Origin of the sequence: Halalkalibacter alkalisediminis, assembly GCF_028610705.1 — a bacterium.
GTDB lineage: Bacteria > Bacillota > Bacilli > Bacillales > Bacillaceae_D > Halalkalibacter > Halalkalibacter alkalisediminis.
Map to the genome: position 1 here is coordinate 98,999 of NZ_JAQQWT010000002.1, position 12,764 is coordinate 111,762.

Consider the following 12,764-nt stretch of genomic DNA (forward strand, 5'->3'; position numbering starts at 1 on the left):
TCAGATTCTAGCTCACCCTAGACACCCTTGCCATTCTCTAACAGTTCCCGCTTTCAAACCTGTAGTGGACATTCACCACCTAGCTGTTAGACATGCTAGGCACACTACAAAAAGCCATTGAGATATACATCTCAATGGCTTATCTATCTGATTTGAAGCAATTTTCTTGCTTCAAGAACGTTCTCTTCCGTTGGTGGCACTACCTCTTCTAAGGCATAGTCTAATCCTAATTCCTTCCACTTATAAACACCTAATTTATGATAAGGAAGTACCTCGACTCGTTCTACGTTATCTAATTCTGCAATAAATGCACCTAATGCGTGCAAGTCATTTGTATCATCACTTATTCCAGGTACTAATACGTGACGGACCCAGATCGGAACATGTTTGGTAGATAAATGGTTAGCAAACTTTAAGATATGTTCATTTTTCATGCCAGTTAACGCTTGGTGTTTGCTTGAATCAATATGCTTAATATCTAATAAAATTAAATCTGTTAATTCTAGTAAGCGATCTAATTTCTTTAGAAATTCAGGATGCTCTTGAAAACAGCCACCTGATGAATCGATGGTCGTGTGAATTCCTCGTTCTTTGCACTTTGTAAACAGTTCAATTAGAAAATCCATTTGTAATAGTGGTTCCCCGCCAGAGACTGTAATTCCACCGTTACTACTTTCGAAGTATGGAAGATAGTGCTCTAAATCATTGATAATTTCATCAACAGACATATCTTTTCCTTCACCAATTTTCCAAGTATCTGGATTGTGACAATATTGACACCGCAGTAGACAGCCTTGCATAAAAACTACGTAGCGCAGCCCTGGACCATCTACGGTTCCGCATGTCTCAATTGAATGTACCTTCCCTATCATAATAACCCCTCTTTTTCAAAATGGGATATACAACCCCCGATAAGATCTGGGAGTTGTATCCTCCATCATTTTTTAAAAATACAACCTATAGTGATTCATGGAATGTCCGGTTAATGACATCAATCTGCTGATCGCGCGTTAATTTAATAAAGTTCACGGCATAACCAGAGACACGAATTGTCAATTGTGGATATTCTTCTGGATGTTCCATTGCGTCTAGTAAGGTTTCACGGTTAAACACGTTGATATTAAGGTGATGCCCGCCTTGTTTCGCATAGCCATCTAGAATACCTACCAGATTTGTAATTTGATCTTGCTCTTCTTTTCCTAATGCCTTAGGTACAATGCTAAATGTGTTTGATATTCCATCTAGTGAATCTTCATACGGAAGCTTAGCGACAGATGTTAGTGATGCAAGTGCTCCTTTTTTATCTCTACCATGCAATGGGTTAGCGCCTGGTGCAAATGGCTCCCCAGCTTTTCGTCCATCCGGAGTATTTCCTGTTTTCTTACCGTAGACAACGTTACTAGTAATCGTTAATACAGACATTGTTGGAACGGCATTGCGATACGTTTGGTGCTTCTTCAATTTATCCATGAATGTCTTCACAAGCCATACCGCAATATCATCGACGCGCGCATCGTTATTTCCGTACTTCGGATAATCTCCTTCAATGTCATAATCAACAGCAATTCCATTCTCATCACGGATAATTTTTACTTTTGCATGTTTGATCGCACTTAAACTATCAGCTGTTACCGATAGTCCAGCAATTCCGCAAGCCATTGTACGAACAATCTCTTTATCATGTAGAGCCATTTCAATGCGCTCATAACTATATTTATCATGCATGTAATGAATGACGTTTAATGTATTCATATACAATCCGGCTAACCAATCCATTACTTTATCAAATTTATCTAATACCTCGTCATACTCTAAATACTCTTTTGTGATAGGTGCAAATGAAGGCCCAACTTGCATTTTTAACTTTTCGTCGATTCCACCGTTAATTGCATATAAAAGGGTTTTGGCTAAATTTGCACGAGCGCCGAAAAATTGCATTTGTTTTCCAATTTTCATTGCACTTACACAACAAGCAATACCGTAATCATCTCCGTAATGAGATCTCATTAAATCATCATTCTCATATTGAATCGAACTTGTTTTAATAGACATGTTTGCACAATAATCTTTGAATCCTTTAGGAAGTTGGTTCGACCAAAGTACAGTTAGATTTGGCTCTGGAGCCGGACCTAAGTTGTCAAGTGTGTGTAAGAAACGGAACGAATTTTTTGTCACTAACGGCCTTCCATCGACACCGACACCACCGATTGATTCAGTTACCCATGTTGGGTCTCCACTAAACAATTCATTATAATCTGGTGTTCTAGCAAATTTAACAAGACGTAGTTTCATCACAAAATGATCAACAAGCTCTTGCGCTTCTACTTCTGTTAATCGACCCTCTTTTATATCTCGTTCAATATAAATATCTAAGAAGGTTGAAGTCCTTCCTAAACTCATGGCTGCTCCGTTTTGTTCTTTAATTGCGGCTAGGTAGGCGAAGTACACCCATTGGAATGCTTCTTTTGCAGTTTGAGCTGGTTCTGATAGGTCAAACCCATAAGACGTAGCCATTTCTTTTAATTCTTGCAATGCTCGGATTTGTTCAGAGATTTCTTCGCGATCTCGAATAACCGCTTCTGACATCACACTGCTAGTTGATTCTAGATCTTTTTGCTTTTGTTCAATTAAGTAATGAATACCGTAAAGTGCTACTCTGCGATAGTCACCAATGATTCTTCCACGACCATAAGCATCTGGTAGCCCTGTGACGATCCCAGCTTTTCGAGCTAATTTCATTTCAGTTGTGTATGCATCAAAAACTCCTTGATTATGTGTTTTACGGTATTTAGAGAATGTATCGACTACATCTGGGGCTACTTTATACCCATAAGATTTACAAGAGTCGACTGCCATACGAATCCCACCATATGGTTGTAACGAACGCTTAAAAGGCTCATCCGTTTGAAGTCCTACTACTTGTTCTAGTTCTTTATTTAAGTATCCTGGTTCATGAGATACAATGCTAGATACTAGTGCCGTATCCATGTCCAAAACTCCACCATTTTCTCTTTCTTGCTTTGTTAAATCCATAATTTGCGCCCAGAGCTTGTTTGAATTCTCTGTTGGTTCAGCTAAAAATCGTTCATTTCCTTCATATAATGTATAGTTACGTTGAATAAAGTCACGTACATCAATACTTACTTCCCATTTTCCTTTTTTAAACGTTTTCCAAGATTCTTTCATATTAAGTCCCTTCTTTCATCAGGTTCCAGATTTGTTTTTGATTGGACCGAGTATCATGCAATGAACTCGGGAGTGATTGACCTCACACGGTAACTCCCTCTATGAGACTACAATAACCGTGTGAGAAGTCAGTTTTAAAGATTGAAGGAATTCCTCTTACTGATAAGCTTATAGATTTTAAGTGAAAATCAATGTGATAATAATCACATTGAAGCATTTAAATTTTGACAATATAATGAAATGAATTTTATAAAGCAATGAATAAATCATTTCCTACGATTTCTACTGGATAGGTTTTTACCTTCCCTTGGTCTGGAGCTTGAACAACACCATCCACTAAAGAAATTTTCCAATCGTGAATCGGACAGAATAAAAATTCTCCACTCACAAGTCCATCTGAAAGTTTTCCACCCTTTGGATGTGGACTCTTATTATCAATCGCTCTAACATTTCCATTTGATAAACGAAATATGGCGATTTCCTCTTCTCCTATTTGAATTAATTGTCCAATCCCAACAGGGAATTCATGAATGTTTTTAATTTTAATTTGTTTGTTTGTTGTGATCATCCTCATCTTTCCTTTCTTATTCCGTAACAATTGTCACTTGGTGTTTTGTGTAATAAGTGTCACGAATTAGCTCATTTTCAATCGCTTTTTGCCAAGGCTCTTCATAACGCGCTAACGTTTGATTCATTCTACCGTTTAATTCATCTCGTTTTATGCGGTCTGCAAGTACCACTTTGACATGATCTAAGCCGATACGTTCGATCCATTGAGAGGTACGCTCTAAATACAATGCTGTTTCACGATAATATTGTAGGTACGCTCCCGTAATTTCTAGCACTTCCTCTTCCGTTTTAACTTTGCATAACAGATCACCAGCACGAAGGTCTGTACCACCATTACCACCGACGTAAATTTCCCAACCGCCATCAAGACCAACAATTCCAACATCTTTAATGCCAGACTCTGCACAGTTTCTTGGGCAAGCAGATACCCCCATTTTCACCTTGTGCGGAGTATCGAGTCGTTCAAAACGTTTCTCCAATTCAATTCCCATACTCATTGAATCTTGTGTGCCAAAGCGGCAAAAAGCAGCCCCAACACATGTTTTAACGGTTCGTAATGTTTTTCCATAAGCGTAACCTGAAGGCATTCCTAAATCTTCCCAAACCGCAGGCAGATCTTCTTTTTTCAGTCCATATAACCCAATTCGTTGTCCACCTGTTAACTTAACTAGTCCGACATTATATTTATCTGCGACATCCGCGATCGTTCTTAAATCCTTTGCAGATGTAACCCCTCCATACATTCTTGGGATAACTGAATACGTTCCATCTTTTTGAATATTTGCGTGCATCTTTTCATTAACTAAACGTGAGTTACGCTCATCTACATAATCATAATGAACCATACCAAGAAAATAGTTTAGAGCTGGGCGACATTTGGAACAACCTTCATCGTTTTGCCATTCTAGAACATTCATTACTTCTTTAATGGATGTTAAGCCTTTCTCATGAATTTCCGCTACTACTTCATCTCGACTTAAAGTCGTACACCCACAAATCGTTTGTTTCTTAGCGGTTTGATCGAAAGAATCTCCAAGCGTATATTCAAGAATATCTTGGATAACTGGTTTACAACGACCGCATGAGCGACCTGCGTTCGTACACCCTCCTACTTGCTCAACGGTTGTTAACCCATCTGATTGGATGGCTTTTACAATTGTTTCTTTTACGATTCCATTACAGCCACAAACAATTTCGTCATCTGCCATAGATGCTACATCATTTGCTTCTGTTTGGCCCACTGCTTGAAGAAAAGAGATAGACGTTAAATCAGATACATCCTGTTTCTCTGTTAACATTCTAAATAGTCGATTGCTGTCTTTAGTCTCACCGTACAGAACAATCCCAACGATGCGATTGTCGCGCAATTGAACCTTCTTGTAGACTCCTTCGAATTCATTGTGTACGATAATCGATTTAGAAGTAGAATCTTCATAGATTTCACCGGCAGAGAAAAGGTCGATTCCTGATACCTTTAATTGCGTACCTGTAATAGAGCCTTCATAGGCTTTATTCTTTCCACCACATAATACTTGTGCCAAGACTTTACCTTGTTCATAGAGCGGAGCAACCAATCCATAGACAATTTCCCTATGCTCAGCACATTCACCAATCGCATACACATTCGGAATGGACGTCTCCATAAAGTCATTTACTACAATTCCACGATTAACGTAGATTCCACTTTCTTGTGCAAGGGTTGCATTCGGTTTAATACCAGCCGCCATGACGACAAGATCAGCTTCTGCTTCTGTTCCATCTTTAAATCGAATACCTTCAACACGCTCAGAACCTGTTAGTTCAACTGTGGCTTTTTCCATGAGGAAGTTCATGCCTTGTTCTTCTAATTCTTTTTTTAGCATCGTTGAAGCCACAGGATCTAATTGTCTCTCCATTAAATGAGGCATCAAATGAACAACATCCACATTCATTCCAAGATGGATGAGGCCCTTAGCTGCTTCTAAACCTAATAAGCCACCTCCAATTACGACTGCTTTTTTATATCGCTTAGAATCTTTGATCATCGTTTCACAATCTTTTATATCACGAAAACCAATAACTCCTTCTTTTTCCGCACCTGGCACAGGTAAAATAAATGGTAAAGATCCAGTTGCTAAGATCAATTCATCGTAAGTTACTTTTCTTCCTGTACTAGAAACAACAAATTGATTTTCTGTGTCAATTTTTTTTACTGTCTCCCCAGTAAAAAGTTCTATATTATTTTCCTCATACCAGTTCCAGTTATTTATGATAGTATCTTCGAAGCTCGTCTCTCCCTGAAGAACATTAGATAGCTTAATTCGGTTGTAGTTCGGGTGTGGTTCTGATCCGAAGATTGTAATGTCATAAAAGTAAGGATTAAGTTTTAACACTTCTTCTATAACTCGTACTCCTGCCATCCCATTCCCAACCATGATTAATTTTTTCTTATTCATATGGACCCCTCCAACTTGTGCATTGATTCACAATGTAATTTATATCCACATTGTATGGTTTTTTTTTTGGAAATAATGTGAGTTAAATCACAGTAAGCTAAATTATTTTTTATTAATCATTTTTTCATAAAGAATCTTTTTTTGTGTTAGAAATCGACTTTTCTTCCTTATATATATACATTCAATCTTTCCCATTTTCCCCACTAATCTTTTCATTTATGTGACTTACATCACATTCAATACTTCACTTTGTTTGTATGATTTGTTTTGTAAACAAGAATATATCAAAGAACGTATTTAATCATTATGGGGGAATAAACATGGCACGAATAACAGAATGGCAGCCGGAAAATCAAGAATTTTGGGAAAGAGAAGGAAAGCGACACGCAAGAAGAAATCTATGGATCTCTGTACCGACGCTAATGCTCGCCTTTATTGTTTGGCAAATTTGGTCAGTAGTCGCCGTTCGTTTAAATGACATAGGCTTTCAATTTACGGATGAGCAATTATTTACGTTGGCTGCAACACCAGGTTTAGTTGGTGCGTCATTACGATTTATTTATACATTTGCAGTTGGTAAATTTGGAGGACGGAACTGGGTCGTCTTTTCAACGGGAGTATTATTGATTCCAACACTAGGAATTGGATTTGCTGTACAAAATCCAGATACACCGTACTGGGTTATGCTAACTCTTGCTGCTCTTTGTGGTTTAGGTGGAGGGAACTTCTCTTCTGCTCTAGCAAACATTAGTTTCTTTTTCCCGAAAAAAGAAAAAGGAACCGCTCTTGGTGTAAACGGTGGTTTAGGAAATATGGGGGTATCAGTCGTTCAATTTGTAACACCGCTTATCATTACAGTTGGAACATTTGCCTTTATTGGTGGCGAAGCTCAAGTACTACCAGATGGACAAGAAATTTGGCTTCACAACGCCGCATTTATTTGGGTCATTCCGATTATTATTATGACTATTGTTGCTTATTTTGGAATGGATAACCTTCCAACTGCAAAACAATCTGTCAAAGATCAATTTATTATTGTAAAACGTAAACACACTTGGATCATGACGATTTTATATGTAGCAACATTCGGTTCATTTATTGGGTACGGAGCGGCTTTCCCACTTTTATTAAGATCGCAATTTCCTGAATATGTCGCATTAGCCTTTTTAGGAGCCTTTTTAGCTGCGGCTTTCAGACCTGTGGGAGGTTGGGTTTCTGATAAATTTGGCGGAGCACGAGTGACTTCTTATGTTTTAGCAGCTATGAGCCTTGGAGCCCTATCTGTTATCTACTTTATTGGGCAACAACATTTTATCGGTTTCTTACTTTCTTTCTTACTTTTATTTATTGCTGCGGGGATGGGATCTGGATCCACTTTCCAAATGATACCAATCATCTTTCCAGTTAAAGAAGCGGCACCTGTTCTTGGATTTACCGCAGCCTTTGCTGCTTATGGATCTTTCTTTATCCCTAAGCTATTCGGATGGTCTGTTTCAAATACTGGAACTCCAATAACCGCGTTATATTTCTTTATTGGATTCTATGTCATTTCAATTGTGCTCAACTGGTATTACTATCAACGTAAAAATGCAGAGGTCAAATGTGATGAAGCTGTTACTGGTGTGAAAAAAGCTTCATAAATGACTCTTCTCATTTATGAAGCTAAGCAAATGAAGAAAAAAGACTCAAGAGGTATAAAAGAATGAACTGTACTCTTGAGTCTTTTTATATACGTTGAAATAAAAAAAGACACTCACCGTATCCATCTATTTCCAGATGATCTTTTTGGATAAAACGAAGCGTGGCAGAATTTAACAATAACGGGGGCCAACCAACAATCGCGCAAAACATACGCTAAGCAAATTTCGACATGAAGAAAGCCGGAGTAAATTTTAAAATATGGTTTTTATTTTCATTCATTAATTGTTTCAATGTTTTCTTTTCACTCGTTTTCCCCATCTCGTTAAATAACCTATATTCTCTTTCTAGATCACTAATCTTCCTTAGGCATTCTTGGGATATCCAAATACCCTTCTTTGTTGACAAACCTTTTTCTAATCGGAACAGCAGAAAAATCAAAATATCTTCCATCCTTATCTGGTTCTGAAAAAGGATCGATCAACAAAGATGTATAACATATATATAAATCTTACTAAAAATTGATTTAAATTTTCTTGAAAAGTATTGGTCTTTAATACATTCATTTATTCCACTCCAATAATATGTAATAGTTAAACTTCTATAAAAGCTTTACCTTGTGCCACTATTCCAACAGACCCTTCAATCTTAAGACTTTCCAACTCTTCGTCATAACAGCTAGCAATTACATTAATAATCCCACCAGGCTGCCTTATTTTCGCAACAATCTCTCCTTTATTTTTCCATGAAAGATACGCTCCTAAGGAGGCTGTACCTGAACCACACCCCCTTTGCCATATCAAACTATCTAGATGTGGGACATAAATGAGGGGAGCCAATTCATCAGATTTCGTTTTATACAATAAAATGCCGATCAAGTTAGTACCTAAAGTGACTCCTAGCAACTTTGCTAATGATTCTGCTTTTTCTCTTATTGACTTATCAAATTCCTCCACTTCTATCACAATATGTATGAACCCCTGGTATCTCACTATGATTATATTTAAATCACTGCCATCATACTTTATTATTCTCTGTTCTATCTTTTTTGGGGTAGGCATAGTTACTTGGTATTAATATTCATCTATATTTCTTTTCACTTGACCCATTATTAATTGATATGTACCTGATCCTTCTAATAAGACTTCCGTCATTTCATTTTGCTTTAGTCCTTTTTTATACGCAATAAAAGCTGCCAACGCCATACAAGCATCTCCAGCCAACTGTAGATGTGCAGCAGCTTTATTATTTGTAGGTTTTTCTATAAAAGCCTACTTGTTCAGCATGCACGCTGTCATATGACATAATTTTTGAAGCAACGTGCTTATACTCCTCAACTGAATAATTAGTTTTAACAAGAATTGTCATATTTTGTGTTGGATTACATTTAATAAAATTTACTTCCTGTTTCATCACAACTATCCTTTACCTTTATTTTTCTTCAAATGAAATAAAACGTAATGATTACGATTTGATTATTACTAAATGAATTATAGCATGCTAATGTTGGATACTGTCAATATTTTCTATTTTTTATGATAGTGAAATCTAATGTCGTATAAAGATATCCGATATTTAGTTATCTATTCACTACCTTAGAGATAAAATTAACCTACTAGACGTGGTAAAGTCAGGGAGTTAAGTACCAAGTATTTCTCCCAAAAGAAAATTGTAAAAAAACTCATCAATTTCTGAACACGTAAAAATTAAAATAGTTTTCTAGTTTTCTATTTACTATAAGTGTTCAAAAACTCTGTAAATAAATCTATGTTTAGATATTACCCCTAACAGTAAGTTATGTTACGACAAAACAGAAAAATTAAAAACAAGAGGAGAAATTAATGAAGGTAGGTAGGATATGCGCGTGTTTCAACAGGTGTTCAAAATCTAGATTTACAATTGGATGCTCTTAGGGAACATGGTTGCAAAGAAATTTTCACAGATAAAATTAGTGGTACCAAACATAAAAGGCAAATATTGGAAGGGGCCCTTCGATTTGTACGCTCTGGTGATACGATAGTAGTTTGACGCTTAGATCGATTAGGGAGAAATATGGCATTTAATTAAAATTGTGAATGACCTTAATGATCGAGGCATTAGTTTCCATAGTCTTCAGAAAAATAGTACGATGGACAAGGCCAGTGCAACAGGAAAACCTATGTTTCATCTTTCTCCCCCCTACCGTTTGGCTACGCCCTTCACACGCTTGAAGAGGGAGTTTTCTCGCCTATTTTAGATAAAATTGCAGATAAAAGTCGGTTCGCTTTTATATTTAGAGTATCGCTGATCAGGATCATTATTGATAAAAACTTATTCATCCTTCGTCTTCAATCATTCTTCGCTTTATAAGACTTATCGTTTGCATGAACACTCCAAACAACATACTCAAAAGACGACTATGATTCCATAATCGTCCTCGAAAATTGTTATTTTATTGCCTTACTCACTTTTAATTTCTTTCCTTTAATGGTTGTGTTCTCCATTGCTTGTAACACTAACGAGCCTTTTCCGTTAAGAATATCGACGTAGGTCAGTGTATCTTGAATGGTGATAATGCCAATATCCTCTGCGGTTACACCAGGAATTTTAGCAATCGTTCCGACAAAGTCGACTGCTCGAATTTTCTTCTTCTTACCTCCCGTAAAGTGGAGTTTCATAATATCTTGGTTAATCCGAGCGGTTTTGTTATTTTTCACGACTCGGCGACCACTAATTTTCTCATCAAAAACAGCTTGGTTACTTACGACTTCTTCATACTTTGGAATATCCATAGCAGAAATGTTAAAGCCAATATATCTCTCAATCGCCTTCATGTATTTCTCTTCATTTGGTGTTAAGAAGGTGATGGCTTTACCTGCGTTACCCGCACGTCCGGTTCTTCCCGTACGATGAACGTAACTTTCTTTTTCCAATGGGACGTCATAATTAATAACAAGTGTGACATTATCAATATCAATTCCTCTTGCAGCTACATCAGTTGCGACAAGGTAACGGAAATTCCCTGTTTTGAATCCGTTCATAACGGCAAAACGGTCTTCTTGTTCTAATCCGCCATGAAGTCTTTCGCAAGAATAATTGGCTTCTTCTAACTCATTGAACACGAAATTAACGTGCTCTTTTGTATTACAGAAAATGATACAGCTGTCTGGATTCTCAACAACCGTTAGATCTTTGAGCAAAGCAATCTTGCCTTCTTCTCTAATTTCCACTAAACGATGATCAATTAAACTGGTTGTCAATCCTGTAGAAGCGATTTCGATATGAATCGGCTCTTTCATGTATTTATGGCAAAGCGTTTCTACATCTTTAGGCAATGTAGCAGAGAAAACCATCGTGATTCTGTCTTCAGGAAGTTGTTTTATAATCGACTCAACGTCATTGATAAATCCCATATTCAACATTTCATCTGCTTCATCAATAATGAGGTATTTAATTTCATCTAACGCTAGCGTTTCTCTTTCAATATGGTCCATCACACGTCCTGGAGTACCGACTACGACATGAGTTTTCTGTTTTAATTCTTCTTTCTGTTTCGAGAATGGCTCTTTGCCGTAGACGGCTAACGCTTTAATTCGCTTAAATCGACCAATATTCGTTATATCTTCTCGAACCTGAACAGCAAGTTCGCGTGTTGGCGAAAGGATTAAAGCTTGCGGTTTTTTCTCCTCCCATGAAACCATTTCACATATAGGAATGGCAAAAGCAGCCGTTTTACCGCTACCTGTTTGAGATTTGACAATCAAATCTTGATGATTCATTGCTTTTGGAATTACTTCACCTTGAACCTCTGTCGGAGTATCATATTTCAAAACAGTAAGGGCCCTTCTTAATTCTTCGCTTAACTGATAATCGTTAAAACTTCTTTCATCCATGTGCTAACCTCGTTTTTTTGTATTATTCGTTTTATAGATAGGATTTCTCATAAAGAAATATCATATGCAAAATCGGAATATGTTCATTATACTTCATCTAGCAAGTAAATTGACTTTTATATGAAAAGAATTAGGGCTCTTGCTAGTGAAACTAGTTTGAATAAACCCCCCCTTCCATCAGATTTGATTTGATAGTATAATGAACAAATTCGTTTTAGTAAAATGCAGGTAAAGTTTCTTGAAAACAAAGGAAACGTTAGGTATTCTTAATATACAAGATTGATTTAAGGAAGTGTCTAGTATGCGTATTAATAAATATATTAGCGAGTCTGGGAAAACATCTAGACGCGCGGCAGATAAGTTAATTAATGAAGGAAGAGTTATGATTAATGGAAGAAAGGCCAAAGTAGGTGATCAAGTAGAGCCTGGAGATGATGTTGTAGTCAACGGAAGCCCCATTCGAATCGCAAGAAACAATGTCTATCTTGCCTTGAATAAACCAATAGGCATCACCAGTACAACGGAGAAAAATGTAAAAGGGAATATTGTTGATTTAGTTAATCATCCATTACGAGTTTTTAATATTGGACGACTTGATAAAGAATCAGATGGTTTAATTCTCCTCACTAACGATGGTGACATTGTTAACGAAATTTTGCGAGCGGAAAACAATCATGAGAAAGAATATATTGTTTCAGTAGACAAGCCGATCACAGATGATTTTATTAAGAAAATGTCCGAAGGGGTACATATTTTAGGGACCAAAACCCTTCCATGTGAAGTCGTCAAGCTTTCAAAATTTGTGTTTCAAATTACATTGACGCAAGGATTAAATCGACAAATTCGCCGTATGTGCGAGGCACTCGGATATGAGGTGTATCGACTGCAGCGGACTCGAATAATGAACATTCATTTAGGAAATCTCCCTGTTGGACAATGGAGAGATCTTACGAAGAAAGAAAAGAATCAGTTATTCAGAGATTTAAATTACGAACCTAAAGAATGGTAAAACCAAAAGAGGGTGGGAGCACACTTAAGGTCTCCCATCCTCTTTTTTTATTTT

At 37.0% G+C, this 12,764-nt stretch carries 7 protein-coding genes and 3 pseudogenes; 3 read left to right on the forward strand and 7 right to left on the reverse strand.

What is annotated here, in order from left to right:
- Positions 1–143 precede the first annotated feature (143 nt).
- The 4 genes from pflA to nirB form a co-directional block, all read right to left on the reverse strand.
- The gene (gene pflA, locus PQ474_RS03005; RefSeq protein ID WP_390186637.1) at positions 144–872 is read right to left on the reverse strand and encodes a pyruvate formate-lyase-activating protein; all 729 of its coding nucleotides are present in this window, start codon (positions 870–872) and stop codon (positions 144–146) included.
- 85 nt (positions 873–957) lie between these two features.
- The gene (gene pflB / locus PQ474_RS03010; RefSeq protein WP_273840464.1) at positions 958–3,186 is read right to left on the reverse strand and encodes a formate C-acetyltransferase; all 2,229 of its coding nucleotides are present in this window, start codon (positions 3,184–3,186) and stop codon (positions 958–960) included.
- Positions 3,187–3,433: 247 nt separating this feature from the next.
- On the reverse strand, positions 3,434–3,754 hold the full coding sequence (nirD, locus tag PQ474_RS03015; RefSeq protein ID WP_273840466.1) for a nitrite reductase small subunit NirD: 321 nt from the start codon (positions 3,752–3,754) through the stop codon (positions 3,434–3,436).
- 16 nt (positions 3,755–3,770) lie between these two features.
- Complete coding sequence (gene nirB / locus PQ474_RS03020; RefSeq protein WP_273840468.1) at positions 3,771–6,191, reverse strand: nitrite reductase large subunit NirB; 2,421 nt, start codon at positions 6,189–6,191, stop codon at positions 3,771–3,773.
- Positions 6,192–6,511: 320 nt separating this feature from the next.
- On the opposite strand from nirB, the gene PQ474_RS03025 reads away from it, so the two are divergent.
- Positions 6,512–7,831 carry a NarK family nitrate/nitrite MFS transporter gene (locus tag PQ474_RS03025; protein ID WP_273840469.1) on the forward strand — a complete coding sequence of 440 codons (1,320 nt, stop codon included), beginning with the start codon at positions 6,512–6,514 and terminating at the stop codon, positions 7,829–7,831.
- 356 nt (positions 7,832–8,187) lie between these two features.
- Here PQ474_RS03025 and PQ474_RS03030 read toward each other — a convergent pair.
- Together PQ474_RS03030 and PQ474_RS03035 are read right to left on the reverse strand one after the other, a co-directional pair.
- Positions 8,188–8,337 (reverse strand): annotated as a pseudogene (locus PQ474_RS03030) (opine metallophore biosynthesis dehydrogenase); the annotation flags it as partial.
- 85 nt (positions 8,338–8,422) lie between these two features.
- Positions 8,423–9,242: pseudogene (locus PQ474_RS03035) on the reverse strand (histidine racemase CntK family protein).
- A 486-nt stretch (positions 9,243–9,728) separates the two neighbouring features.
- Between PQ474_RS03035 and PQ474_RS03040 the strand changes: the two are divergent.
- Positions 9,729–9,999 (forward strand): annotated as a pseudogene (locus PQ474_RS03040) (recombinase family protein); the annotation flags it as partial.
- Between the two features lie 256 nt (positions 10,000–10,255).
- Here PQ474_RS03040 and PQ474_RS03045 read toward each other — a convergent pair.
- Positions 10,256–11,701, reverse strand: a complete 1,446-nt coding sequence (locus tag PQ474_RS03045) for a DEAD/DEAH box helicase (protein ID WP_273840470.1) — start codon at positions 11,699–11,701, stop codon at positions 10,256–10,258.
- A gap of 301 nt (positions 11,702–12,002) precedes the next feature.
- Between PQ474_RS03045 and rluF the strand changes: the two genes are divergently transcribed.
- On the forward strand, positions 12,003–12,710 hold the full coding sequence (gene rluF, locus PQ474_RS03050) for a 23S rRNA pseudouridine(2604) synthase RluF (RefSeq protein WP_273840471.1): 708 nt from the start codon (positions 12,003–12,005) through the stop codon (positions 12,708–12,710).
- Positions 12,711–12,764: the final 54 nt, after the last annotated feature.